The following is a 25,582-nucleotide window of genomic DNA, read 5'->3' as shown; positions in this document are numbered from 1 at the left end:
GGGGTTCCCTTCACGATGGGCGGTGGGTGGCGGCCCGCGCCGCCGCGTCCAGGGCGTGCCGGATGTCGGGCGCCGGCGTGTCCAGCACGGTCAGGCCGACCAGGTCGTCGGCGAGGGCGTCGGGCACCTCGTCGTCGAAGCGGCGCAGCACCCGCAGCCCGACCGCGGCGACCGCGGCGACGGCGATCGCGAACACGGCGAACATGAGGCCGAGCCCGCGCTGCGGTCCGGTGCCGAACATGGGGCCGAGGCTGCCCGCGAGGGGGCCGCCGTCGCGCAGCAGCGGGCGGAACAGCTCGGCGCCGAAGGGCGCGACGACCCCGAACCCGATCGGCATCGTCGACCACGCGATCAGCGTGTTCAGGGAGAACACCCGCCCGTGCAGCCGCTGCGGGACCTTGACCTGGATGATCGTGGTGTACACGCCGTTGAGCAGCGTCAGGGCCAGCGCGAGGCCGAGCGCGCCGGCGCCGATCAGGACCAGGTTCTCGCGCAGGCCGGTGACGAGCGCGCACACGGCCAGGCCGAGCGTCGCGACGAGGACGCCGAACATCCGCCGGTGCTGCGGGCCGCCCCAGGCGGCCATCACCAGGCCGCCGAGGAACACGCCGAGCGCGGAGACGAACGACACCTGGCCGACCTGACGCAGCGTGCCGAACGACAGGACCAGCGGCGAGAGCATCAGGAAGATCGCGGACAGCGGCACGTTCAGGACGGCGAACCAGAGCAGCATGCGGCGGAAGTTCCGGTTGCCCCAGACGTACCGGAAGCCGCCGGCGATCTCCGCGCGCAGCGTCTCGTGGCGCCGCCACGGCATGGTGGCGGGGAACCGCACCGCCAGGACGACGACGACCGCGACGAGGTAGGTCGCCACGTCGAGCGTGAGGATGCCGCGCAGCCCGATCGTGGCGAGCAGCCCGGCGCCCAGCAGCGGGGCGAGCAGCTGGGCGAGGCCGGCCCCGAGCTGGCCGATGCCGGCGGCGTGGCCGAGCAGCCGCTTCGGCACCAGCTGGGGGATCGCGGAGGTGTACGCGATGCGCTGGAACGACAGCGCGACCGACAGCGCGACCGTGGCCGGATAGAGGGCGGCGACGCTGAGCTGCCCGGCCCAGAGCAGCGCGGCCAGCACGGCCTGGACCCCGCCGGCGGCCAGGTCGCCGGCGAGCACGATGCGGCGCCGGTCGTGCCGGTCGACGAGCGCGCCGGCGATCGGCAACGTGATCAGACCCGGGACGAGGCCGAGCACCGCGAACAACGCGAACTGCGCGACCGACCCGGTGGTCAGGTAGATCCAGACCGGGATCGCGAACTCGGTGAGCGCCGACCCGAACATCGACGCCAGCTGGCCGGCGGAGACGGCGGCGAACCGGCCGAGGCTCGGCTGCGGGCCGGTGGCGACCTCACGGCCGTGCGACACACCGTGCCGGTACCAGGTGCGGCCCGGCTCGTCGGCCGGCGCCGACGGTTCGAACATGGGCGTGTCGATGATCTCGGCGATCTCGGTGGCCCGGTACTTCAGGAAGAAGTGCCCGGCCTCCCGCAGCACCACGACGGCGCTGTGGTCGGACAGGAAGTGCCACTCGCGGAACCGTTCCTCGTAGAACTCGGTGGCCGGGTCGCGGGTGCCGACGACGGTGACGAACGAGGCGCGCAGCCGCTCGGCGCCGGTCGCGTACATCCCGGTGTAGTACCGCTCGGCGTCGACGGAGTCGCGGCGCAGGTTGCGCACGATGTGGCGGGCCTCCGCCGGGTCGAGGCCGCCGAGGTCGGCGCCGATCGAGGTCAGCCAGTTCTGGTAGATCCGGTCGCCGCGCAGCGACTCCATCCGCGCGACCTTCGACAGCGTCCGGGCCAGGCGGCCGCGCGGTTCGGCGAACGGGAACATCGCGCCGATGTATACGGTGCGCACGTCCCGGCCGGCCGCCTCCAGCCGCCGCGCGAGGGCGACGGCGAGGGCCGACCCGACGCCGCAGTGGCCGTACAGGCTGATCGGTCCTTCGATCGTCGCGAGGATCTCGGCGACGCAGCGGTCGATGAGCGTGTCGAAGTCGAGCCGGTCCTCGATGACGCCGACGTCGTGGCCGGGGATGGCGACCGAGTAGACCGCGTACCGCTCGGGCAGCGCGTCCGCGAGGGGCTGGTACACCACGGCGCTGCCGCCGCCGAACGGCACGCAGACCAGGGAGATGGCGGCCTTCGGCCGGTTCGGCGTGAGGCGGCGGATCACCGCCCGCGGGCCGTCGTCGGGCCGGTCGATGAGGGCGGCGAGCTCCCGCACGGTCGGGTTCTGGAACAGGTCGATGACACCGACCGAGGCGCCGGTCCTGCGGAGCCGGGCCACCACCTGCGTCGCCAGCAGCGAGTGGCCGCCGAGGTCGAAGAAGTCGTCGTCGGCGCCGACCGCGGGCACGTTGAGCACGGCCGACCAGACGTCGGCGACGACCTTCTCGGTCGGGGTGGCCGGCGCGGTCCCGCCGCCCGCCGCGCGGACCGGGGCCGGGAGGGCGCGCCGGTCGAGCTTGCCGTTCGCCGACAGCGGCAGCGCGTCGAGCTCGACGAACGCGGCCGGGACCATGGCGTCGGGCAGCAGGCGCTTCAGCGCGGCGCGGTCCGGCGCGGCGCCGACGACGTACGCGACGAGCCGCTGGTCGCCGGGGCGGTCCTCGCGGACGACGACGGCGGCGTCCCGGACGCCCGGCTGCTCGCGCAGCACCGCCTCGATCTCGCCGAGCTCGATGCGCTGGCCGCGCAGCTTGACCTGCCCGTCGATGCGGCCGAGGAACTCCAGCGTGCCGTCGGGGCGCCAGCGGGCCAGGTCGCCGGTGCGGTACAGCCGGGCGCCGGGCGCACCGAAGGGGTCGGGCACGAAGCGTTCGGCGGTCAGCCGCGGCCGCCGCAGGTAGCCCTCCGCGACCTGGACGCCGCCGATGTGCAGCTCGCCGGGCACCCCGACGGGCTGCGGACGGAGCCGGTCGTCGAGGACGTGCAGGGTGGTGTTGGCGACCGGGGCGCCGATCGGCACGCGGTGGGCGTCGCCGAGCGACTCGGTGGTGACGGCCCAGGCGCTGACGTCGATGGCGGCCTCGGTCGGGCCGTACAGGTTGTGCAGCTCGGCGGCGGGCAGCGCGGCCAGGCAGCGGCGGGCGAGGTCGGCCGGCAGCTCCTCGCCGGAGCAGACGACGGCGCGCAGCCCGGCGCCGCCGGGCGTCGTCTCGTCGGAGAGGAATGCCGCGAGCATCGACGGCACGAAATGCAGGACGGTGACGCCTTCGCGGTCGATGAGTGTCCGCAGGTACGCCGCATCCCGGTGGCCGCCCGGCTGGGCGAGGACCAGGCGCGCGCCGACGATGAGCGGCCAGAAGAACTCCCAGACGGACACGTCGAACCCGGCGGGGGTCTTCTGCAGCACGACGTCGCCGGCGGTCAGCTGGAAGCGTTCCTGCATCCAGGTGAGCCGGTTGACCACGCCGCGGTGCGCGTTGGGCACGCCCTTGGGCCGTCCGGTCGAGCCGGAGGTGTAGATGACGTAGGCGGTGTCGGTGGCGGTCGGCAGCGATAAAATGTTGAAATTTCGGATATGTCGGGGAGCGGAGCGAGCCGACATATCTGCGGCGGCGGCCAGGGGATCCGCCGTGACGGGCTGGGGATCGGTGTGAGCTGACGTGTCCGCGGCGGACTGGGGATCGGTGCGGGTCGAAGTGTCCGCGGTGGCGGGCAAGGGGGCCGCCGGGTCGAGGTGGTCGAGGCGGATCACCGGGCAGGTGGCGAACGCGTCGGCCAGCTCCGATCCCCAGCCGGCCGGCGGGTCGAGGACGAGCACGGCCCGCAGGTCCGCGTCGGTCGCCATGAAGGCCAGCCGTTCGACCGGGTAGTCGGGGTCGAGCGGCACGTACGCGGCGCCGGTGCGCAGCACGCCGAGCAGCGCGCCGGGCAGCTGCAGCGAGCGCGGCGCGCACACGCCGATCCGCGTGCCCGGTCCGGCGCCCACCGGCCGCAGCGCCGCGGCCACCCGGTCGCAGTAGGCGTCCAGCTCGGCGTAGCTCCACGTGGTGCCGTCGAACGTCACGGCCGGCGCGGCCGGGGTGGCGGCGACCTGCGCGGCGAACAGGCCGGGCAGGGTGGCGCCCGCGTCGAACGGGGCGGCGGTCGCGTTCCAGGCGGCCTGCGCCGCGCGTTCGTCGTCGTCGCGCAGGTCGAGCGCGGCCACCGGCGTCAGCGGGTCGGCGACGGCGCCGCGCAGCAGCGCGGTCAGGTGGCTGACGAGCCGCCGCACGGTCGCCGCGTCGAAGAGCGCCGTGTTGTGGATGAACTGGCCCCACAGCCCGCCGTCGGCGGTGTCGCTGATGTACAGCTCGAGGTCGTAGCGGGTCGCCCACGACCTGATCTCGTACCCGTCGAGGCCGTCGCCGCCGCCCGTGCCGTAGTTCTGCACCGCGAGCAGCGCCTGGAACAGCGGCGACCGGGACACGTCGCGGGGCAGGTTGAGGTCGGCGACGACGCGTTCGAAGGGCGTGTCGGCGTCGGCGAGCCCGGTGAGCGCGGTCTCCCGCACCCGCAGCAGCAGCTCGGTGAACGTCGGGTCGCCGCTCAGGTCGACGGGCATGACGAGCGTGTTGACGAAGCAGCCGATGAGGTTCTCCAGCTCCGGGACGCCGCGGCCGGCGACGGGGGAGCCGATCGTGAGACGGTTCTGGTGCGCGTGCCGGCCGAGCAGGCAGGCGTAGGCGGCCAGCATCGTCATGTACAGCGAGGCGCCGTGGTTGTCGGCGAGGGCCCGGATGCCGGCCGCGAGACCGGCGTCGAGCTCGAACTCGACGCTGCCGCCGTCGTAGGTCAGCTCGGCCGGGCGCGGCCGGTCCGTCGGCAGCGCGAGGGGCTCGACGCCGTCCAGGCGCTCCGCCCAGCGGGCGACGTCGGGCGCCGGCTTGTCGCGCTGCCAGGCCGCGTAGTCGCCGTACTGGACGGGCAGGGCGGGCAGGTCGCCGCCGTCGTACGCGGTCATCAGCTCGGCCAGCAGCAGCGGCACGGACCAGCCGTCGATCGCGATGTGGTGCACGGCCATGGCCAGGATCGCGTCGTCCGGGGACAACCGGACCAGCGCGGCCCGCAGCGGCTGCTCGGCGGCGAGGTCGAACCCGCGGGCGTGCACCGCCTCGACCGCGGCCCGGGCGGCGGCGTCGTCGGCGACATCGACGACGGTCAGGTCGACGGCCGGGTCCTCGTCGACGACGAGCGTCGGGATCCCGTCGTCCCGGGCTGGGAACCGGGTCCGCAGCGCCTCGTGCCGGGCGACGACGCGGCGCAGCGCCCCGGCCAGCCGGTCGGCGTCGACCGGGCGCCGGATCCGCCGGGCCACCGGCACGAGGTAGGCGCGGTTGCCGGGCGCGTACTGCTCCATGAACCAGAGCCGTTCCTGCGCGAACGACAGCGGCGGCACCGTGCCGGCCGGCCGGGTGGGGACGGTCCGGGTCGCCGTGCGCCGGCGCAGTCGTTGGGCCAGCAGCGCCTGGCGGGCTTCGTCGACGGTCATCGGGTCTCCGCTTCCAGCAGGCCGGCCACCTCGTCGTCGCTGAGCTCGGCCAGATCGGCGAGCAGCCGCTGCTCGACCGCGGTGGCCAGGTCGGCCAGCCGGCGGTGCGTGAAGAGCAGACGGATGGGCAGGTCGAGGTCGGTCATGGCGCGCAGCCGGGCGGCCACGCGGACGGCGAGCAGCGAGTGGCCGCCGAGGGTGAAGAAGTCGTCGTCCACGCCGACGCCGCCGATGCCGAGCACCTCGGTCCAGACGTCGGCGATCAGCTGCTCGGCGTCGGTGCGCGGCGGCGTGGACGGTCCGGAGGGCCCGGCACTGCCGTCGCCGGGCGGCGGCAGTGCCCGCCGGTCGATCTTCCCGGTGGGCGTACGGGGGAGCGCGTCGACCGCGACCCAGCGGTCCGGCACCAGGTGGCCGGGGAGCCGGGCCGCGAGCCGGGCGCGCAGCGCGCCGGCCGGTGCGGTGCCGGCGACGTACGCGACCAGGGCGCCGCCGTGCGCGACGACCACCGCCCCGGTCACCCCCGGGCACTCCAGGAGGTGGTGCTCCACCTCGGCCGGTTCGATCCGGAACCCGCGGACCTTCAGCTGGTCGTCGAGCCGGCCGGCGAAGTCGAGGCGGCCGTCGGCCCGCAGCCGCACGCGGTCGCCGGTCCGGTAGCAGCGCGCGCCGCGCCCTGACAGAGGCCACGTGACGAACCGGTCCCGGGTGAGGTCGTCCCGGCCGAGGTAGCCGCGGGCCAGGCCGGCGCCGCCGAGCAGCAGCTCGCCGTAAGCGCCGGGCGGCACCGGGCGCAGGCCGGCGTCGACGACCGCGACGCGCACCCCGGGCAGCGGCACGCCGATCGGCGGCGGGCCGGTCGTGTCGTCCGGGCCGAGGTCGGTCGAGGTCGCGATGATCGTGGCCTCGGTGGGGCCGTACGTGTTCACCAGCCGCACGGTGTCGCCGAACCGGGCGCGCCAGCGGGCCACGGCGGCCGCGTGCACCGCCTCGCCGCCGAGGATCACCAGCCGCAGCCGGGGCGGCCAGGCGATCGCGTCGATCTGGGCGACCAGGTCGTGCCAGTACGCGGTGGGCAGGTCGAGCACGGTGACGCCGGCGCCGTCCGGGCCGGCGAGCACGTCGGGCAGGCTGAGCGGGCCGTCCGGCAGCAGCCGCACCGTGGCCCCGGCGCCGAGCGCGGGCCAGAGCTCCTCCGCGTGCGCGTCGAACGCGAGCGGCGCGAACTGCACGACCGTGTCGCCCGGGCCGAGCCGGTAGTCGCGGCGCATCCAGCCGACCCGGGCGGCGAGCGCCTCGTGGTCGACGACGACGGCCTTCGGGGTGCCGGTGGACCCGGAGGTGTACAGCACGTACGCGGCGCCGTCCGGGGCCGCGTGGTCGACCGCCGGCACCGTCCCGGCAGGCGGCGCGACGACCCGCAGACCGTCCGGCCAGGGCGCGTCCCCGACGGCCAGCCCGGCATCGCTGCCCGCGACGAGCTCCGCGATCCGCCCGGCCGGCTGCTCCGGGTCGATCGGCAGGTACGCGCCGCCGGCCCGCCAGACCGCCAGCAGCGCGACGATCGTGCCGATGTCCCGGTGCGCGGCGACGGCGACGACCGGCGGACCCGCGGCGACCGCCGCGCGCAGCGCCAAGGCGAGTGCGTCGGCCCGGCGGTTGAGCTCGGCGTACGTCAGCGACTCGGTCCCGCAGCGGATCGCGACCGCGTTCGGCGCCGCGAGCCGGGGCAGCCCGGGAGCCGGCGGCTGCGGCGGGGAGGGCGGCGGGGCGGCGAGCGAGCCGACGAGCGCCTCGTCGGCGGCGGTCAGCAGCGGCAGCGCGCCGACCGCGGCGCCCGGGTCGGCGGCGATGCCGGCGCACAGCACCTCGAACCGGCGGGCCCAGCGCTCGACGGTCGCCGCGTCGAGCAGGTCGGTGTCGTAGCCGAAGACGAGCGTCAGGCCGTCGGCGGCCCGCCACGCCTCCAGCATCAGGTCGAACTTGGCCTGCCGGTAGCCGGAGTCGAAGAACGACGCGTGCAGGTCGGCGAACCGGTCGACCTGGGTGCCCTCGTCCTGGGTGTGCAGGATGCACATGGTCTGGAACAGCGGCGCCGCCCCGGCGGCGAGGTGCTCGAACGGCGCCTCGGCGTGGGTGAGCGCGTCCAGCACGCACTCGCGGGCCCGGCCGAGCAGGCCGGTGAACGGCTCGGCCGGGTCGACCTGGTTGCGCAGCACGACGGTCCTGGCGAAGTAGCCGACGGCCCGCTCGGTCTCGACCCGGTCCCGGGCCGCCAGGGTCGAGCCGACCAGGACGTCGGACTGGCCGGTGTGCCGGGCGAGCAGCACCTGGTAGGCCGCGAGCAGCACGGCGAAGAGGCTGGTGCGGGCCTGGCCGGCCAGGCCCTCGAGGCGGGCGGTGACGCCGGCCGGCAGGTGGGCGCCGAGGAACTCGCCGCGGTGGGTGGGCTCGGCCGGGCGGGGCCGGTCCGTCGGCAGGTCGAGCGCGGTCGGCTCGGCGAGGCGGTCCCGCCAGTAGGCGAGGTCGGCCTCCTGGTCGCCGTCGTTCGCCGGTACGGGCGGCAGCGGCGCCAACGGCAGCCCGGCGTAGAGCGCGGCGAGGTCCTCCCGCAGGACGTTGAGCGACCAGCCGTCCCCGGCGATGTGGTGCACGACCAGGCAGAGGACGTGATCGTCGGGGGCGAGCCGGAGCAGCGCGGCCCGCACCGGCGCGCCGGCCCGGAGGTCGAACGGCGCGTTCGTCCGGTCCGCGACGGCGGCCCGGGCCGCCGCCTCCGGCTCGGCCGCGGACTCCAGCGGGATCTCCTCGAACGGCACGGTCGCGGGCCCGACCTCGACGGCCGGCTCGCCCCCGACCTCCGGGTAGGCGCACCGCAGCGCGACGTGCCGGGCGGCGAGGGCGTCCAGGGCCCGCCGCAGCGCGTGGCGGTCCAGCCGGCCGCGCAGGCGCAGCACCAGGAACATGTTGTACGACGCGTCGCGCGGGTCCAGCCGCTGCAGGAACCAGAGGCGGCGCTGGGCGTCGGACAGCGCCGGCGCGCGGTCCGGCGGGCCGGCACCGGCGTCGCCGGCGGCGGCCGGGATCCGCAGGGCGAGGGCCTCGACCGCCGGATGGTCGAACAGGTCGCGGACGGTCAGGCCGGGCAGCCGCGCCGCGACCTTGACGGCCAGCAGCGAGTGGCCGCCGAGCGCGAAGAAGTCGTCGTGGGCGCCCACCGCGACGCCGAACACCTCGGCGAACACCGCGGCGACGCGGGTCTCGGCCGCGGTGCGCGGTGGCACGTACGCGGCGGTGGCGGACGGTCGCGGGTCGGGCAGGGCGGCCCGGTCCACCTTGCCGTTCGGGGTGAGCGGCAGCGCGTCGAGCACCGTTACCGTGGCCGGCACGGCGTAGGCCGGCAGGGTGGCGCGGGCCGCGTCGCGGATCGCGTCCGGGTCGACGCCGGCGCCGGGGCGGGCCGTGACGTACGCGGCGAGCGCGTCGTCGCGGACCGCGGCGACCACGGCGGCGACGCCCGGACAGGCGGCGAGCACGGTCTCGACCTCGCCCAGCTCGACCCGGTGCCCGCGGACCTTGACCTGGGTGTCGAGCCGGCCGAGGAACTCCAGCGTGCCGTCCGCCAGCCGGCGGGCGCGGTCGCCGGTGCGGTACATCCGTGCGCCCGCCGGACCCCACGGGTCGGGCACGAACCGGTCGGCGGTCAGCCGGGGCCGGCGCAGGTAGCCGAGCGCGACGCCGGCACCGGCGATGACGAGCTCGCCGGGCACGCCGGCGGGGGCGGGCCGCATCCGGTCGTCGACGACGTACACCCGGGTGCCCGGGATCGGGCCGCCGATCGTGACGGCCGCCGGGTCGCCGGGCACCGGCCAGTACGTCGACCAGATCGTGGTCTCGGTCGGGCCGTACACGTTGGTCAGCCGGCCGACCTTGCCGCGCAGCTCGGCGGCGAGCGGCACCGGCAGCGCCTCACCGCCGACCAGCGCGGCCGGCACGTCGTGGTCGAAGCCGGCGGCGAGCAGCATCCGCCAGCCGGACGGGGTGGCCTGCACGTCGGTGACGCCGGTCGCGGCGATGAGCGCCCGCAGCGCCGCGCCGTCGCCGGTCTGCGCGTCGCCGGCGACGACGACCCGGCCGCCACGGCTGAGCGGCAGGAACAGCTCGAGCCCGGAGATGTCGAACGACAGCGAGGTGAGCGCCAGCCAGGTGCGGCCCGCCTGCGGCCCGGTGACGGCGGCCATCGCGGCGACGAACGCGGCGAGCGCGCCGTGCGGCACGACGACGCCCTTGGGCCGTCCGGTGGACCCGGACGTGTACAGCACGTAGGCCGGGTCGTCCGGGCCGACGACGGCGGCGGCGGGGGCGACCTCGTCCCGCGGCTCGTCGTCCGAGGCGTCGATCAGCAGCGCCGCCGCGCCGAACCGGTCCGCGAACGCCGGCTCGGTGAGCACCGTGCCGACGCCCGCGTCGGCGATGACGAACGCGAGCCGGTCGGCCGGGTACGCCGGGTCGAGCGGCAGGTACGCGGCGCCGGCCCGCCAGACGGCGAGGAGCGCGACCACCATCGCCGGGCGCCGGGACAGCCCGACCCCGATCAGCGGCCCGCGCCCGCGGAGGCGCGCGGCCAGCCGGTCGACCTCGGCGTCGAGCTCGCGGTAGGTGAGGTCGCCGCCGTCGCCGGTGACCGCGACGGCGTCCGGCGTCGCCCGGGCCCGCTCCCGGAACAGCTCGGCGACCAGCGGGGTGGTCTCCCCGGCGCCCGTGCCGTTCCAGCGGGTCAGCGCCTCGCGCCGCTCGTCGTCGTCGAGCCGGCGCAGGTCACCGGCCGGGACGTCGGGGCGCCGGGCCGCGTCGTCGAGCAGGATGAGCAGCCGGCGGATCCACCGCTGCGCGGTGCCGGGGTCGAACAGGTCACGGTCGACCGTGAGCACGCCGACGGCGGCCTCGGGGCCCTGGATGACGTCGAGGGACACGTCGGTGCGGGCGACGTCGAACGGGTGGTCCAGCAGCTCGGCGTCGAGTCCGCCGAGGCGCGGCCGGTCCTGCTCCTGCCGCAGGTACATGAGCATGGCCTGGAACAGCGGGGTGCGGCTGCGGTCGCGGGGCGCGCCGACCGCCGACACCACGCGTTCGAACGGGGCGGCGTGGCTCAGCGCGCCGAGCACGGTCCGGCGGGCGGTCCGCAGCAGCTCGCGGAACGTCGGGTCGCCCGACAGGTCCGTCCGCAGGACCAGGGTCTCGGAGTAGCAGCCGACGCGGTCGTCGAGGTCCGGGTCGTCGCGGCCGAGGACCGGCGTGCCGAGGCAGACGTCGTCCTGGCCGCTCATCCGGCCGAGCAGCAGCGAGAACGCCGCGACCAGCGTGGTGAACACGGTGGTGCGCTCGGACCGGGCCACGGCCTCCAGGCGGCGCAGCAGGTCGACGGGGATGTCGAAGACGACGGAGCTGCCGCGGCCGCGGCGCACCGGGGGGCGGGGCCGGTCGGTCGCCAGGTCCAGCACCGGGGCGCCGGCGAGCCGTCCGGTCCAGTACCCGAGGTCCGGCGCGGCGTCGACCGGGACCGGCGGCGGCTCCGGCAGGTCCGGCAGCGCCGCCGGGGTGCCGGTGGCGTACGCCTGGTACAGCGCGTCGAGGTCGCGGCGCAGCACCCGCAGCGACCAGCCGTCGGCCGCGACGTGGTGCGCGGCGAGCGCGAGCACGTGCTCGTCCGGCCCGACGCCGATCAGCAGGCAGCGGGCCATCGGGCCGGCGGAGAGGTCGAACGGCCGCGTCACGAACGCGGCGACCAGGTCGCGGGCCTCCTCCAGGCCGGTCGCGGCGGCGGTCTCCAACGGGACGCCGCCGGCGGCCGGCACCAGCACGGGCGCGCCGTCGAGCTGCGCGACCCGGGACCGCAGGGTCTCGTGCCGGTCGGTCACCGCGGCCAGCGCGCGCTCCAGGGCGGCCCGGTCCAGGCGGCCGCGCACGTGCAGGACCAGCGGCAGGTGGTACGACGCGTCGGCCGGATCCAGCTGGTGCAGGAACCACAGCCGCTCCTGGCCGGGCAGCAGCGGCCTCATCGCGGCTCCTCCTGCAGCGTCCGGGCCAGCGCGGCCAGGAAGCGGGCCGCCTCGCGGCCGTTGACGACGCGGTGGTCGTAGGCGAGACCGACCTGGCTCACGGTCCGGGTCGCCGGCGTGCCGTCGTCGCCGAGGTGCAGCTCGGGGCGCGGGGCCGTGACCGCGACCGCGCAGGTCTGGCCCGGGTACACGATCGGGATCGCCAGGCTCACATTGGCGTCCTGGTGCAGGGTCAGCGTGATGGTCGCACCGTCCAGTTCGGACGGACGGAACGCGCCGCCGGCCGCCGTGACCCGGAACCTGGCGAGGGCGCGGGCGATCTCGGCGACCGTCGCGGTGCCGGCGTCGCGGACCACCGGCACGTACAGGCCCTCGCCGAGGTCGACGGTGACGCCGACGTGCGCGGCGCCGCCCGGGTGCAGGGTGTGGCCGTCGTCGTCGAGCCGCGCGAAGCACATCGGGTGCTCGGCGTGCGCCGCCCCGATCGCGGCGACGAACAGCTCGGCGAGGCCGACGGGCCGCCGCACCGCGCGGGTCAGCCGGGGCATCCGCTCCAGGGCGGCGCCGACGTCGATCGTCATCGCGGTGTACGCGGCCGGGACGGTGGCGTGCGACCGGGCCACCGTCCGGGCGACCGCACGCTGGTTGCGGGACAGGCTGCCGGTCGCCGTTCCGGTCGCCACCGGCGGCGGTACGGCCACCAGTGCGTCGACGTCGGCGCGGCGGACGATCGGGCGGCCGAGCGCGGCGACCTGCTCGGCGCTGACACCGAGCTCGGCCATGCGGGCGCGGGCCGGCGCGGTGATCGTCGGGCCGTCGTCGCCGGCCGGTCCCGGGACCGGTGCCGCGCCGGCGGCGGTGGGGTCGTCGAGGAGGGCGATCACCTGACCGGGGGCGATCTCGGCGCCGGTCGCCGCGCGGTGGCGCAGGACGCCGCCCGTCGCGGCGGTCAGCTCCTCGACCGCCTTCGACGTCTCCACCTCGGCGACCGGCGCGCCGGCCGGCACCGCCTCGCCGTCCGGGGCGAGCCAGGCGAGCAGCACGTAGCTGTCGTCGTTGGTGTTGAGCTTCGGCACCGCGATCTCAGGCACGGACGGTCCTCATCAAGGCGTCGTGGATGGTGCCGGCGCTCACGAGCACGTGACGCTCCAGGTGTGGTGCGGCGGGGATGACGGCGTCGGCGCCGTGGACGAGCGTCACGGGCGCGGCGAGGTCCGCGAAGTGGCGCGCGTGGACGTGATGCGCGACCTCGGCGCCCCAGGTGCCGCCGGCGGTGCCGTCCTCGGCCACCACGACGTGCGGGACGGGCGGCAGGTCGAGGCGCACCGGGTACAGCCGCGAAGGAACGACCAGCAGTCCGGCGATCTCCTGCTCGATCAGCAGCGTCCGCAGCGCCGTCAGGGCGCGTTCGGCCATGCCGCCCGGCGCGATCAGGACCAGCTCCGGGCGTTCGCCGGTCCCGACGTACGCCACGCCGTCGCGCACCTCGACCGTGAACGGGGCGGCCACGGCGGGCAGCATCCGGCGGGTGTAGAGGATCTTGTCCTCGACGAACACGCACGGCTGCCCGAGCGCGAGCATCTCGGCGAACACCTCGGCCGCGTCGCGGAAGGGCGACATCTCGAACACGGCGAGGCCGGGCACGCCGATCAGGTGCTTCGTCAGGCTCTGGCTGTGCGTCGGCCCGTAGCCGCGGCCGCCGCCGCTGGGGCAGCGCACGACCATGCGCATCGGCAGCCGTTCGCCGTACATGGTGACGGACTTGGCGGCGAAGTTGACCAGCTGGTCGAAGCCGAGGGTGAGGAAGTCGGCGAACATGTACTCGACGATCGCGGTGTCGCCGGCCAGGGCCAGGCCGGCCGCGATGCCGGTGATGGCCGACTCGCTGATCGGGGTGGACAGCACCCGGTCCGGGAACCGGGTGGAGAGCCCGCGCGCGACCTTGAACGCGCCGCCGTACGGGTCGAGGAGGTCCTCACCGATGAGGTACGCCCGCTCGTCGCCCGCCAGGACCGTGTGCAGCGCGGTGTTGATGTTCTCGGCGACCCTCATGAGACGGCCCACTCGGCGGGTGGGCGGGCCGACACCTCGGCGACGACGCGGGCGACGCGGTCGCGCTGGGCGCGGTCCAGGTCCGGTGCGGCGGCGGCCACCGCCGGGTACCAGTCGGCCAGGGCCGCGACCTGGTCGGCGGGGCGGGTGTCGTCGCCCTTGCTGTGCGGGCCGAGCCGCGGGGCGCGGAACTCGACGACGAGCGGCGCGCCGTCGCGTACACCGGCGACGAACGGGGCGAGCTCCGCCCTGATGCGGGCCGGGTCGGTCGCGGTGACCAGCGTGTGGGCCAGTCCGAACGCGGCGGCTCGCCCGGCGACGGTGCCGGCCATGGCGTGCCCGGTGGGCGTCGACTGGGCGATCCCGTTGTGCTCCACCACGACCAGCAGCGGCAGCCGCCACAGCGCGGCGATGTTGAGCGCCTCGTACACCGCGCCCTCGCCCCAGGTGCCGTCGCCGATGTACGCGCAGGCGAGCGCGCCCGGCCGGTGGCGGCGCAGGTGCAGCGCGAGCCCGGCCGCGACCGGCAGGCTCTCGCCCTGCACGCCGGTGGAGAGGTATCCGCGCCGGTGGATGTGCTGGCTGCCGCCGACGCCGTGGCACACGGCGCCGGCCCGGCCCATGATCTCCGCGAGGAGCCCCTCCGGGTCGTCGAACCGCGCGAGGTAGTGGCCGTGCCCGCGGTGGTTGCTCAGCACGTGGTCGTCCGGTCCGAGCAGGCCGCTCACCGCCACGGGCACGTACTCCTGGCCGAGGCAGGTGTGCGTGGTCCCGGACAGCTCGCCGCGCGCGAAGAGGTCCAGCAGCGCCGTCTCGAAGTGCCGGATGAGCAGCATCGCCGCCCGGTCGGGCGCCTCAGCGGGCGCCTCAGCGGGGGCCTCGGCGAGCGCCTCAGGAAGCGCTGACGGCATCCACGACTCCGTTGACCGTCGGGTGGTCGAAGAACGTGTCGATGTCGACGTCGACGCCGAGCGTCTTGCGCATCCGCGCGATGATCTGCGTCGCGGTCAGCGAGTCGCCGCCCAGGTCGAACAGGTCGTCGTCGGGGCCGATGGCGGGGTCGCCGAGCACGTCGCACCAGATGGCCAGGACCGGCTCCACGAGCTCACCGCCGCGGGCCGGTGCCGGCGCGGCGGCCCCCGCCTCGACCGCGGCAGGCGGCGCGGAGGTGCCCGGGGCGGCGGCGGGGCCCAGGTCGCGCAGCAGGGTCCGCGGATCGGCGGCGACCCGGGTGAGCACCGCGCAGAGGTCGCCGGCGAACCGTGCGGCGACCGGCGCCGCGGCGGCCGAGTGGCGCAGCCGGGCGGTGACCGTCGTGCCGTCGTCGACCGCCTGCAGCTGCAGGTCGCCGCGCACGCTGCCGGCGAACGCCAGCCAGTCGACGGCCGCCGGGGCGCCGTCGAACCGTGGCGCGGCGCCGACCCGGCGGTAGCTGACGGAGACGGGCGCGATCGCGGCGTGCGGCCGCAGCCGGCGGACCGCGCGGGCGAGGGGCACCGACCGGTGCGGGTACATCGCGCGGAGCGTCGCCCGGACCCCGGCGGCGAACTCCGCGAACGGGGAGTCCGCGTCGGGCCGCGTGTCGACGGGGAACTCGGTCGCGAACGGGCCGACGGTGTCGAACGCGCCGGGCTCCCGGGTGGACACGTCGACGCCGGTCGTGACGCGCGGGTTGCCGTAGCCGCCGAGCAGGGCGTGGACCGCGGCCAGCAGCGTCTCGAACCGGGTCAGCCCGGGCAGGTCGGGCACGGGCGGCTCGAACGCGTGCACCTGACCGGCCCCGTGGTCGCGCCCGGTGAGGACGTGCTCGCCGACGACCACGGGCAGCGGCTCGGCCCACCGGCCGGACCAGTACTCCTCCGCCGCGCCCCGGCCGCCGGCCAGCCGTGCCGCCTCGGCGGCGAGCTCGTCCTCGGCGGTGCGCGGCAGCGGCGCCGGGATCTCACCGGCGTAGAACGCGGCCAGGTCCCGCAGCAGCACCTCCTTGGACAGCCCGTCGAAGACCAGGTGGTGCGCCGTGACGACCAGCGTCCGGCCGAACAGCGCGAACCGGACCAGCGGTCCCGCGCCGAGGTCGAAGGGGCGGGTGGCCTCCTCCTCGACCGACTCGTCCGGCCCCGCAACGCGCAGGACGGGAACGGTGCTGCGGGCGAGGTGGGTGACGCCGTCGCGCTCGACGACCGAGACGGCCAGCAGCGCGTGCCGCTCGACCACGGCCGCGCAGGACTTGGCGAGGAGCCCGGCGTCCGGTTCGTGGGCGAACGTGACGACCAGCGGCATGTGGTAGGCGGTGGGGGCGGCACCGGACGCGGCGAGCCGCATGCCGTGCTGGACGGCGGACGCCTGGATCACGTCAGGCTCCTTCGCAGGGATCGTTTGTCGACCTTGCCGCCGCGGTTGCGCGGAAGCTTGTCCACGACGTGGACGAGGGAAGGGATCTCGTGCGGCGCGAGGCGGCCGGCGAGGAACGCCCGCAGCGCCTGCGGGGTCAGTGCCGCGCCGCCGCCGACCACGATCACGGCGGCCAGCTCGACGCCGAGCACCTCGTGGGGCAGCCCGACGACGGCGGCGTCGGCGACCGCCGGGTGCTCGTGGATGGCCGCCTCGACCTGCAGCGTCGACACCCGGTGGGCGCCGGTCTTGACCAGGTCGCCGTCCCGCTCGACGAGGAACAGGAAACCGTCCTCGTCGACGTAGCCGACGTCGCCCATCCGGACCCAGCCGTCCTGGAAGGTGGCACCGCTCGTCACGGTGTCGCCGACGTACGTGCGGGGCGGGGCGGGGGAGCGCATCCAGACGGCGCCGATCTCGCCCGGCGCGCAGGGCCGCCCGTCGTCGTCGGTGACGCGCAGGCCGCCGCCGGCGATCGGCCGGCCCACGCTGTCCGGGCGCTCCGGGTCGTACGTCATAGCGGTCTGCGCCGGGGCGGCCTCGGTCGAGGTGTAGTAGTTGACGATCGTCGCGTTCGGGAACGCGGCCGCGAGGCGGGCGGCGACCGGCCCCGGCAGCGGCGCGGCGGCCGACCCGAGCAGCCGGACGCTGCTCAGGTCGTGGCCCTCGGCCACGGCGAGCAGCTCCATGGCCATCGCCGGGACGACGAACACCGTGCCGGCGGACCAGCGGGCGATGGCGCGCGCGAAGCGCAACGGGGTGAACTGCGGCAGCGTCACCACGGCGGGGTGGGCGAGCAGCGCGGTCATCAGCATGACCTGGGCCGCGTTCGTGCCGATCGCGAACGCGTGCAGCAGGTGGCGCGAGTGGCGGAACGGCCGGTGCCGGGCGCCCGCCCCGTACGTGAGGTTGGCGTGGGTGGCGGCGACCCCCTTGGGCCGCGCCGTCGTGCCGGACGTGTACAGGATCTGGGCCAGACCGTCCGATGTGGACAGATCCGCGCCGCCGTCGCCGGTGTCGTCGTCGCCGTCGGTCGCGGCGTGGGTCCACCCGCCGGTCCAGCCGGGCGCGCCGCCCCCGTGCACGAGACCGGTGGCGGCGCAGTCGGCGAGCACGTACGCCAGCTCGGCGGGCGCCGCGTCGCCGGGGACCGGCACGGCGACCGCGCCTAATCGCTGCACCGCCACGTAGGCGACCGCGAAGTCGAGCCATTCGGCGGCGCCGAACCGCAGGCCGACGCGGTCACCCGGCGCGACGCGGCGCTGCCGCAGCCGCTCGGCGAGGCCCGTGGCACGGCGCTGCCAGGCGCCGAAGGTCAGCGCCCCGACGCCGTCGACGACCAGCGCCTCGCGGTCCGGGTCCGATGTGGACCGGCCGGTGAGGAGGCGGGGAACCGTCGGCGGGACGGCGTGCAAAACCACGGCAACAGGGTTGCATGACGCAGTGAAGTCCTGCAATATCCAACGCACTCGACTTTAGAAACTGAACAGGAACGGGAATGAAACCGACTCGACGGGGGCCGCTGACCTGCGCGCAACGTGAGTGGTTCCTGGACGTCGGCATCGACGCGGACTCGCCGTGGTCCTCCGCCGCGAACTTCACCGGCGTGGTCGACGGCGCCGGCGCACCGGTCGGCGTCGCGCTGGCCGCGATCGGCGACCTGCTCGACCGGCACGAAGGGCTGCGGACGCTCCTGCCCGTGACCGGCCCCGGCGTTCGTGAGCAGCATGTACTCCCGGCGGCGGAGCGGCTGGGCGAGGTGGTGCGGGTCGCGCCGGCCGGCACCGAGGCCGACGCGGCGATCGCGGCGGCCACGGCCACGGCGTTCCGCCTCGGCGAGCAGCCGCCCGTGCTCTTCGTGCTGGCGGTGGCCGCCGGCGCCGTGCGACGGATCGGGATCGTCGCCGACCACTCCGCGGTCGACGGGTGGGGCATGCGGGTGCTCCGGAGCGACTTCTTGCAAGCCTTGCGGAGCCGGATGGGCGGACGTGCGGCGTTCGACGGCGGGCCCGCGCCGGAGCAGCCCCTGGAGACCGCCGAGTGGGAGACGTCCGCTCCGGGTCTGGCCCACGCCGAGCGCGCCGAGGCGCACTGGCGGCGGCAGCTGGGCGCGCTGCGCGACGGGCTGTCCGGCTGGCGCCCGGAGGGCGGGACGGCGGCGGCGGACCCGGTGCTGCGGTCCCGGTGGCTCGCCTCGGCGCACGCCGCCCGGGCCGCGCAGGCCGTCGCCACCCGCGCCGGTGTGCCGGTGTCGGCGGTCTACCTGACCGCGTTCGGCTCGGCGATAGGCCTGGTCGAGGGCTCGCCGTGCGCCGGTGTCCAGGCCCTGGCCGCGAACCGGCTGTCGGCGGGGACACAGGCGTCGGTCCGCAAGGCGGTCATGCCGGTGCCCGTCCTCGTGCCCGGGGGCGGCGACCTGACCGCGCGGCTGGCGGCCACGGCCAGCAACCAGCTGCACGGCCACCGGTTCGCCAACCTCGACCCCGCGCGGGCCGCGGCGGTCAGCGCGGAGATCCTCGGCGAGCTGGCCGGGACGGGCGCGGCCGTGGCCCGGTTCAACTACATCGACGCGTCCATCGTGGGCAGCGCGGCGAACAGCCGCTCACTCGGCGCCGAGGCCATCCCGTTCACCGACCCGGCCGTGCAGGACCGCGTCACCGAGCAGCCCGACCGGCCCGGCGGGTCGCGGTACATCCTGTCGGTCCAGCACCGCCCGGCCGCCGCGCTGATGACGATCGCCTGCCACCTCGACACGGCGTGGGCGCCGGCGGCCGGCGACATGCTCAGGCACGTCGAGGCCGTGCTGGTGCGCGCCGCCGGGTAGGCCGGCGCCGATGACGCGCCGGCCCGGGCGCTGACGGCCCGGGCCGGCGACCGGAACCGTCAGGTGGTCGGGATGGTCACCTGACCCGGGGTGTTGCGCTGGGTGGTGGTGCCGTCGCCCAGCTGGGAGTTGCCGTTGTTGCCCCAGCACCACAGGCTGCCGTCGGTCCGGACGCCGCAGGTGTGGTAGTTGACGACGAAGCCGGTCGTCCAGGTGGTGGCGGTGCCGACCCGGGTGGGGGTGGAGCGGTTGGTCGTGGTGCCGTCGCCGAGGCCGCCGGCCATGTTGTTGCCCCAGCACCAGAAGCTGCCGTCGGTGCGGGAGGCGCAGACGGTGTTGTCGCCCGCGTTGGCCTTGTTCCAGGTGGTGGCGGTGCCGACCTGCACCGGGGAGGTCTGCAGCGGGCCGGCGGCGCCGAGCTGGCCGTAGCCGTTGTTGCCCCAGCACCACAGGGTGCCGTCGGTGCGGGTGCCGCAGCTGTGCGCGTATCCGGCGGTGACGCCGTTCCAGGTGGTGGCGGTGCCGACCTGCGCCGGGGTGGTCGAGTAGCTCAGCGTGCCCACCCCGAGCTGCCCGCTCGAGCTGTCGCCCCAGCACCACAGGGTGCCGTCGGTGCGGGACCCGCAGGTGTGCGCGTATCCGGCCGTGACGCTCGCCCAGGTGGACGCCGTGCCGATCCGGACCGGCGAGGTCAGGTAGTAGTCGGCGGTGCCGGTGCCCAGCTGGCCGAGGCGGTTGAAGCCCCAGCACCACAACGAGCCGTCGGTGCGGACGCCGCAGGTGTGCGCGTCGCCGGTGCTGACGCTCGCCCAGGTGGTGGCGGTGCCGACCTGGACGGGGGCGTTCCGGTTCGTGGTCGTGCCGTCGCCGAGCTGGCCGCGGACGTTCCTGCCCCAGCACCACAGCGTGTGGTCGGCCTTCACCCCGCACGTCTGGCTGCTGCCGGCGTCGATGGCCGCCCAGGTGGTGCCGGTGCCGATCCGGGTGGGCGTGGTCCTGGTGTCGTTGGTGCCGTCACCGAGCTCGCCGCTCCAGTTGCTGCCCCAGCACCACAGCGTCGCGTCGGTCCGGATCCCGCAGGTGTGGGCGTAGCCCGCGGCGACGCTGGAGATGGTCGGGGCGGCGGCCAGCGCGGTGCTCTCCGGTGCGGCCGCCGCGGGGCCGCCGATGGCCGCCGTGCCGAGCGCGACGCCCGCGATGGTCGCCGCCACGGCGATCGAGCGCCGCAATCGGGCGCGCAGCCCGCCGTCCTGATAACTGCCCATGTGATGTGCTCCCTCACCGACGTCGATGCGCGGACCTTGATCGCGGGGACGCTACGGTCGCGCGAGCCCGGACGGCAACGCCGCGGGCGCCGCGCCGCCACGGGCCTGGGCCGACCGCCGAAACTTACAGCGATCGATCGGCTACCCGGGTACGGCGACGGGTTGACCCGGGACACCGGGTAACGCGGAGGTCGTACGCCACGTTCAATCCGCTGCCGGATGCGTGGCATCCACGCCGGCGAATAGCTTCGGGCCTGGCAGATCCGTTGCCCACGACCAGAGGAGCCAGCATGACCCAGCGAGTCCGCAGGATCGCCGCGACCGCCGTGGCGGCCACCGCCGCGATCGCCGGAAGTCTCGTCGTCGCGTCGCCCGCGAGCGCCGACCCGGTCCGGTGCGGGTCGAGCGGCAGCGACCCGCGTGCCTGGTGCGCGTACGTCAAGGACGCCCCGAACGGGCTGACGATCCGGTCCGGCCCCGGCACCGGGTACAGCCCGGTCGGCACCCTCCGCAACGGGCAGAAGGTCGAGGTCGACTGCTGGGGCTACGGATCCAGCGTCAACGGTTACCGCATCTGGGTCCGCCTGTACTCGCCGCCCTGCTGCGGGCGGCGCCCGAGGTGGACGTGGTCGGCGAGGCGGCGGACGGCGCGGAGGCCATCCGGCTCGCCGGGTCGCTCCGGCCGGACGTGATCCTCATGGACGTGCGGATGCCGGGCGACGTGAGCGGGATCGACGCCACCGAGCGGATCATCGCCGCGGCGCCGGTCGCGCCGCCCCGGGTCATCGTGCTCACCACGTTCGACCTGGACGAGTACGTGTACAACGCGCTGCGGGCCGGCGCGCACGGCTTCCTGCTCAAGGACACGCCCCCCGAGCGCCTCCTGTCCGCGGTCGCCGCGGTGGCGGAGGGCGAGATGCTCTTCGCCCCCAGCGTGACCCGCCGCCTGGTCGAGGCGTACACCGGCGGCGGGCAGCCCGCGTCGCACGCGCCGGAGCAGCTCGTCGAGCTCACCACCCGGGAACGGGAGGTGCTGCGGCTGGTCGGCAGGGGACTGTCGAACCTCGACATCGCCGGGCGGCTGATCATTTCGGAGGCGACCGTCAAGACCCACCTGAACCGGGCGATGAGCAAGCTCGGGCTGGCCAGCCGGGCCCAGGCGGTGGTGCTGGCGTACGAGACGGGGCTGGTGACACCGGGCCTCGCCGGCTGAGCTACCACGCTGGTTGCAGGCCGCTACGACGCGAGGTTGACGGCAACGCGGGTCCGTGCCGCTAATCTGCGTCGATGCGGAAGTCGATGCCCGGGTCGACGCCGGCCGACCGGTTCGGCGGGCTGTCGACGCCCGTGGTCGACGCCCTGTTCGCGTCCGGCGTGACCGTGGCGACCTGCCTGGCCGGCCTGGCGTACCAGCCGGCGGACTGGCGCCCGTTCGACGGGCTCGCCGCCCTGATGGGCTGCCTGACCTGCCTGCCGCTCGCGGCGCGCCGGCGGTGGCCGATGTCCGCGCTGCTGGCGACCTGCGCGGGGTACACCGGCTACCTCCAGCTGGGCTACCCGCCCTCGCTCCTGTGGTGGGGGCCGGTCCTCGGCCTGTACACGGTCGTGGTGCTGCGGCCCGGCCGGTGGGCCGTCGCCGGTTCGGTGGTCACCGCCGCCGTCGTGGGCTTCAGCGGCGTCAAGGCGCCCGCCCTGCCGCCGCTGGTCGTCGTCATCCAGCCGCTGCTGGTGCTGGCCGGGGTCTGGGTGCTCGGCGGCGGGGCCCGGGCCCTCGCCGACCGCAACCGGCAGCTCGCCGTGCTGACCGCGCGGCTGCGCCAGGAGCAGCGGGACCGGGCCCGGCACGCGGTCGCCGAGGAGCGCGTCCGGATCGCCCGCGAGCTGCACGACGTCGTCGCGCACCACATGTCCGTGATCTCGGTGCAGGTCGGCCTGGCCCGCTACGTGTTCGCCTCCGACCCGCCCACGGCGCGGACCGCGCTGGACACCATCGCCGGTGCCGGGCGGGAGGCGCAGCAGGAGATGCGGCGCCTGCTCATGGTGCTGCGCGTCGGCGCGGACGAGGAGGACGCCGGCCGGTTCGGCGCCCTCGTGCCGGGACTGGCGAGGATCGGGGACCTGGTAGACCGGGTCCGGGCCACCGGGCTGCCGGTCGAGGTCGAGGTGCGCACCGCGGACCCGGTGCCGCCGCTGCCCGCGCACCTGGACCTCTGCGTGTACCGGGTGATCCAGGAGTCCTTGACGAACGTGCTCAAGCACGCGGGCCCCGCCACGGCGACGGTGACCGTCGAGCACCGCCCCGGCGCCGTGTCGGCCCGCATCGTGGACGACGGCCGGGGCGTCGTGGAGCAGTCGTGGCCGGAGCCCGGGTACGGCCTGCTCGGCATGCGCGAACGCGTCCGGCTCTACGGCGGCACGCTGTCGACCGGCCCGCGCCCGGAGGGCGGGTACATGGTCCAGCTGACCCTGCCGGTCCCGGTCCGGTCATGACCTGGCCCGCCCCTCGTCACGCGTCGGTGCCGACGACCTGGTGGGCGCCGATGACGGCGAGCAGCTGGAGCTTCTCGTGGCTCTCGCTGCCGGGGACCGCGGTGTAGACCAGCAGGGAGTGCGACTGGTCGGGGTCGAGCAGCGCCTGGCACGTCAGCTCGAGGAGGCCGACCTCCGGGTGGATGAAGCGCTTGACGTGGCTGTAGTTGACGCCGATCTCGTGCTCGTCCCAGACGGCCCGGAACTCCTCGCTCCGCTCCAGCAGGAGCCGCTGGAGGTGGGCGGCGTACGAGTCGGGCCCGCGCAGCGTGACCCTCGCGCGGAGCCCGGAGGCGAAGACGCGGGAGTGCAGCGCGTGGTCGTCCGGGTGGTACAGGGCGCGGCACGCGGGGTCGGTGAACCAGCGGTAGCCGATACTGCGGGCCGGGCCGGTGTAGCGGGTCAGGTCGCCGGTGAGCGCGACGCCGAGCGGGGTCTGCCGCAGGGTCTCGCCGACCTCGGTGACCACCTCGGCCGGGGTGTCGGCGAGCCGGTCGAGGATGCGCAGCAGGCCGGGGCTGATGTGGGCGCTGGTGGTGCCCCGCACCGGCGGCCGGTGACCGGCGAGCCGGAAGAGGTGGTCGCGCTCGTCGAGCGACAGGTGCAGGCCCTGCGCGATCGAGGCGATCATCTGCTCGGACGGGTGCGGCCCGCGCTCCCGCTCCAGCCGGCTGTAGTAGTCGGCGGAGATGTGGCAGAGCGTCGCGACCTCCTCGCGGCGCAGGCCGGCGGTCCGGCGGCGCTGCCCGCGCGGCAGGCCGACGTCCTCGGGCTGCAGTGACTCGCGGCGCCGACGCAGGAACCCGGCGAGCCCGGCACGGTCGATCATCTCTCGGTTCTACCACCGTCGCCGCGGCGGAGCCTGGGATTGAGAGGCCGTGGATACGGCCGCGGAGCACGCGCACAGTGGGGACATGACCCGCAAACCGGACATCACCGTTCCCAGTCTCAACGGACGGCTCGCCGTCGTCACGGGCGCGAGCGACGGCGTCGGGCTCGGCCTGGCCGCCCGGCTCGCCGCCGCCGGCGCCGAGGTCGTCATGCCCGTGCGCAACCGCCGCAAGGGCGAGGCCGCGGTGGCGACGATCAGGCAGCACCATCCGGACGCCGCCCTGTCGCTGCGCGAGCTCGACCTGTCGTCGCTCGCCTCCGTCGCCGCGCTCGGCGCCGCCCTGCGCGCCGACGGCCGCCCGATCCACATCCTCGTCAACAACGCGGGCGTGATGACGCCGCCGCGGCGGCAGACCACCGCAGACGGCTTCGAGCTGCAGTTCGGCACCAACCACCTCGGTCACGTCGCGCTCGTCGGCCACCTGCTGCCGCTGCTGCGCGCCGGCCACGCCCGGGTGACCTCGCAGATCAGCATCGCCGCGAACCAGAACGCCATCAACTGGGACGACCTGAACTGGGAACGCACCTACGACGGGATGCGGGCCTACAGCCAGTCGAAGATCGCGTTCGGCCTGTTCGGCCTCGAGCTGGACCGGCGCAGCCGGGCCGGCGGCTGGGGCATCACCAGCAACCTCGCCCACCCGGGCGTCGCCGCCACCAGCCTGCTGCAGGCGCGGCCCGAGGTCGGCCGGGCCCGCGCCACCGCGGGCGGGCGTCTCATCCGCGCGCTCGGCCGCCACGGGATCCTCTTCGGCACCGTCGGGTCCGCGCTGCTGCCCGCCCTGTACGCGGCGACCTCCCCGGACGCGGGCGGCGGCCGCCTCTACGGCCCGAGCGGGTTCCAGCACCTGTCCGGCGCCCCCGCCGAGCAGCCGGTCTACCCCCGCCTCCGCGGCGAGGCCGACGCCGCCCGCGTCTGGGAGATGTCGGAGCGTCTCGCCCGCGTCACGTTCCCGGCGGCGGTGTCCCCGTCCGGCAGGTAGCTGCCAGGTAGGGTCGTCCGCGTGGATCTGGACGACATCGCCGCCCGGCTCGGGGTGGGTGCTGAGGAGATCGCGCGGGTGCACGGCCTGGCCGGGGACCCCGCACCGGCGGCGTTGCCCGCCAAGGGTGCCGCGCCCGCGATGCTGGAGCGGCTCGGGGTGGGGCCGGACGACGCCGCCGAGATCATGGCGGGGTGGCCGGATCCCGGCTCTCCACTGTGGACGGACGAGCTGCGGTGGCTGCTCGACCGCTCGGCCGCGCTCGTGCGCGCGGACCTCGGCGGGTACGGCTGGCTGGTGCCCGGGCCGGAGCTGCCGCGCGACCGGGGCCCGGCGTGGCGGCATCTCTACGTGTACGTCTACCTGGCGCTGGTGGACGCCGTCATGGGGTACCACCGCGAGCACGGCGTCGCCGAGGAGGTGTCGTGGGCGACGCTCGCGGACCTCGGGCGCAACCTGGCGGTCGACCGGCGGATGCGGGGCGAGGGCTGGCCGGTCATGCAGGCATGGCTGAGCCTGCACTGGCGGGGCGGCGTCTACGAGCTGGGGCGGCTGCAGCACCAGCGCGGCGTGGGCGCGATCGACCTGCACGTGCCCGACTCCGGCCCGCTGACGCCGGCGGCGATCGACGCGTCCCTCGCCGAGGCGCGCGCGTTCTTCCCCGTGCACTTCCCCGACGAGGCATACACGGAGTTCGCCTGCGGGTCGTGGCTGCTGGACCCGCAGCTGCTGGAGTACCTGCCGGAGGACTCCAACATCGTGCGGTTCCAGCGCCGGTTCGAGCTGGAGCCGTACGAGGAGGCGGAAGGGATCGACCCCGACGTCGAGGTGCGGCGGTTCGTGTTCCGGACCCTGACCACGCCGCTGGACCGGCTGCCGCGGGGGACCGCGCTGCAGCGCGCCGTCGTCGAGCACTTCGAGGCCGGCGGGCACTTCCAGTGGCGCAAGGGGCGCTTCCCGCTGCGGTAAAGCCCGCACGGATGGAGACGTGGTGGCGGGCGTCGATGTCTAGGGTGCTGGGCAGAGCCGCCTTGCATCGGCTTGATGCGGCGGGTGGT

15 protein-coding genes are annotated in these 25,582 nt (G+C 75.7%); 6 read left to right on the top strand and 9 right to left on the bottom strand.

The window, feature by feature from the left end:
• Positions 1-10: 10 nt before the first annotated feature.
• From AB0J72_RS20610 to AB0J72_RS20580, 7 genes are read right to left on the bottom strand one after another with little or no spacing between them, the layout of a single operon-like run.
• On the bottom strand, positions 11-5,530 hold the full coding sequence (locus AB0J72_RS20610) for an amino acid adenylation domain-containing protein (RefSeq protein ID WP_363400943.1): 5,520 nt from the start codon (positions 5,528-5,530) through the stop codon (positions 11-13).
• A complete protein-coding gene (locus AB0J72_RS20605; RefSeq protein WP_363400941.1) occupies positions 5,527-11,589 on the bottom strand; it encodes an amino acid adenylation domain-containing protein in 6,063 nt (2,020 codons plus the stop codon). Before AB0J72_RS20605 ends, AB0J72_RS20610 begins: the two co-directional genes overlap by 4 nt.
• The gene (locus AB0J72_RS20600; RefSeq protein WP_363400939.1) at positions 11,586-12,680 is read right to left on the bottom strand and encodes a 2-oxo acid dehydrogenase subunit E2; all 1,095 of its coding nucleotides are present in this window, start codon (positions 12,678-12,680) and stop codon (positions 11,586-11,588) included. Before AB0J72_RS20600 ends, AB0J72_RS20605 begins: the two co-directional genes overlap by 4 nt.
• Positions 12,673-13,641, bottom strand: coding sequence for a transketolase C-terminal domain-containing protein (locus AB0J72_RS20595; RefSeq protein WP_363400937.1), 969 nt, complete (start codon positions 13,639-13,641; stop codon positions 12,673-12,675). The genes AB0J72_RS20600 and AB0J72_RS20595 overlap by 8 nt, the downstream gene beginning before the upstream one ends.
• Complete coding sequence (locus AB0J72_RS20590; RefSeq protein WP_363400935.1) at positions 13,638-14,552, bottom strand: thiamine pyrophosphate-dependent dehydrogenase E1 component subunit alpha; 915 nt, start codon at positions 14,550-14,552, stop codon at positions 13,638-13,640. Before AB0J72_RS20590 ends, AB0J72_RS20595 begins: the two co-directional genes overlap by 4 nt.
• Positions 14,533-15,993, bottom strand: coding sequence for a condensation domain-containing protein (locus tag AB0J72_RS20585; RefSeq protein ID WP_363400933.1), 1,461 nt, complete (start codon positions 15,991-15,993; stop codon positions 14,533-14,535). Before AB0J72_RS20585 ends, AB0J72_RS20590 begins: the two co-directional genes overlap by 20 nt.
• Complete coding sequence (locus tag AB0J72_RS20580) at positions 15,990-17,453, bottom strand: class I adenylate-forming enzyme family protein (RefSeq protein ID WP_363400931.1); 1,464 nt, start codon at positions 17,451-17,453, stop codon at positions 15,990-15,992. The genes AB0J72_RS20585 and AB0J72_RS20580 overlap by 4 nt, the downstream gene beginning before the upstream one ends.
• Positions 17,454-17,530: 77 nt before the next feature.
• On the opposite strand from AB0J72_RS20580, the gene AB0J72_RS20575 reads away from it, so the two are divergent.
• Entirely contained in the window at positions 17,531-18,856 is a 1,326-nt protein-coding gene (locus tag AB0J72_RS20575; RefSeq protein ID WP_363400929.1) for a hypothetical protein, read from the top strand.
• 59 nt (positions 18,857-18,915) lie between these two features.
• On the opposite strand, the gene AB0J72_RS20570 is transcribed toward AB0J72_RS20575, so the two are convergent.
• Complete coding sequence (locus AB0J72_RS20570; protein ID WP_363400927.1) at positions 18,916-20,121, bottom strand: hypothetical protein; 1,206 nt, start codon at positions 20,119-20,121, stop codon at positions 18,916-18,918.
• A 290-nt stretch (positions 20,122-20,411) separates the two neighbouring features.
• On the opposite strand from AB0J72_RS20570, the gene AB0J72_RS20565 reads away from it, so the two are divergent.
• From AB0J72_RS20565 to AB0J72_RS20555, 3 genes are all read left to right on the top strand, one after another.
• Positions 20,412-20,813 carry an SH3 domain-containing protein gene (locus AB0J72_RS20565; RefSeq protein ID WP_363400925.1) on the top strand — a complete coding sequence of 134 codons (402 nt, stop codon included), beginning with the start codon at positions 20,412-20,414 and terminating at the stop codon, positions 20,811-20,813.
• Entirely contained in the window at positions 20,741-21,334 is a 594-nt protein-coding gene (locus AB0J72_RS20560) for a response regulator transcription factor (RefSeq protein ID WP_363400923.1), read from the top strand. Before AB0J72_RS20565 ends, AB0J72_RS20560 begins: the two co-directional genes overlap by 73 nt.
• Positions 21,335-21,408: 74 nt before the next feature.
• Positions 21,409-22,611 (top strand): sensor histidine kinase, encoded by a 1,203-nt coding sequence (locus AB0J72_RS20555; RefSeq protein WP_363400921.1) that lies wholly within the window; start codon positions 21,409-21,411, stop codon positions 22,609-22,611.
• 16 nt (positions 22,612-22,627) lie between these two features.
• Here AB0J72_RS20555 and AB0J72_RS20550 read toward each other — a convergent pair whose 3' ends face one another.
• The gene (locus AB0J72_RS20550) at positions 22,628-23,479 is read right to left on the bottom strand and encodes a helix-turn-helix transcriptional regulator (protein WP_363400919.1); all 852 of its coding nucleotides are present in this window, start codon (positions 23,477-23,479) and stop codon (positions 22,628-22,630) included.
• Between the two features lie 85 nt (positions 23,480-23,564).
• Between AB0J72_RS20550 and AB0J72_RS20545 the strand changes: the two genes are divergently transcribed.
• Both AB0J72_RS20545 and AB0J72_RS20540 read left to right on the top strand, forming a co-directional pair.
• Complete coding sequence (locus AB0J72_RS20545) at positions 23,565-24,524, top strand: SDR family oxidoreductase (RefSeq protein WP_363400917.1); 960 nt, start codon at positions 23,565-23,567, stop codon at positions 24,522-24,524.
• Positions 24,525-24,545: 21 nt separating this feature from the next.
• Positions 24,546-25,493, top strand: a complete 948-nt coding sequence (locus tag AB0J72_RS20540) for an acyltransferase domain-containing protein (RefSeq protein WP_363400915.1) — start codon at positions 24,546-24,548, stop codon at positions 25,491-25,493.
• Positions 25,494-25,582: the final 89 nt, after the last annotated feature.

The organism is Dactylosporangium sp. NPDC049742 (assembly GCF_040674675.1).
GTDB lineage: Bacteria > Actinomycetota > Actinomycetes > Mycobacteriales > Micromonosporaceae > Dactylosporangium > Dactylosporangium maewongense.
The sequence above is the reverse complement of the archived record's forward strand: the minus strand, read 5'-3'. Positions and strand labels throughout refer to the sequence as shown.

Bases quoted from the DNA above. Each gene is read 5' to 3' on its own strand.
- AB0J72_RS20555 (WP_363400921.1), top strand. From the start codon at position 21,409: ATGCGGAAGTCGATGCCCGGGTCGACGCCGGCCGACCGGTTCGGCGGG.
- AB0J72_RS20545 (WP_363400917.1), top strand. From the start codon at position 23,565: ATGACCCGCAAACCGGACATCACCGTTCCCAGTCTCAACGGACGGCTC.
- AB0J72_RS20550 (WP_363400919.1), bottom strand. From the start codon at position 23,479: ATGATCGACCGTGCCGGGCTCGCCGGGTTCCTGCGTCGGCGCCGCGAG.
- AB0J72_RS20565 (WP_363400925.1), top strand. From the start codon at position 20,412: ATGACCCAGCGAGTCCGCAGGATCGCCGCGACCGCCGTGGCGGCCACC.
- AB0J72_RS20610 (WP_363400943.1), bottom strand. From the start codon at position 5,530: ATGACCGTCGACGAAGCCCGCCAGGCGCTGCTGGCCCAACGACTGCGC.
- AB0J72_RS20590 (WP_363400935.1), bottom strand. From the start codon at position 14,552: ATGCCGTCAGCGCTTCCTGAGGCGCTCGCCGAGGCCCCCGCTGAGGCG.
- AB0J72_RS20570 (WP_363400927.1), bottom strand. From the start codon at position 20,121: ATGGGCAGTTATCAGGACGGCGGGCTGCGCGCCCGATTGCGGCGCTCG.
- AB0J72_RS20575 (WP_363400929.1), top strand. From the start codon at position 17,531: ATGAAACCGACTCGACGGGGGCCGCTGACCTGCGCGCAACGTGAGTGG.
- AB0J72_RS20595 (WP_363400937.1), bottom strand. From the start codon at position 13,641: ATGAGGGTCGCCGAGAACATCAACACCGCGCTGCACACGGTCCTGGCG.
- AB0J72_RS20605 (WP_363400941.1), bottom strand. From the start codon at position 11,589: ATGAGGCCGCTGCTGCCCGGCCAGGAGCGGCTGTGGTTCCTGCACCAG.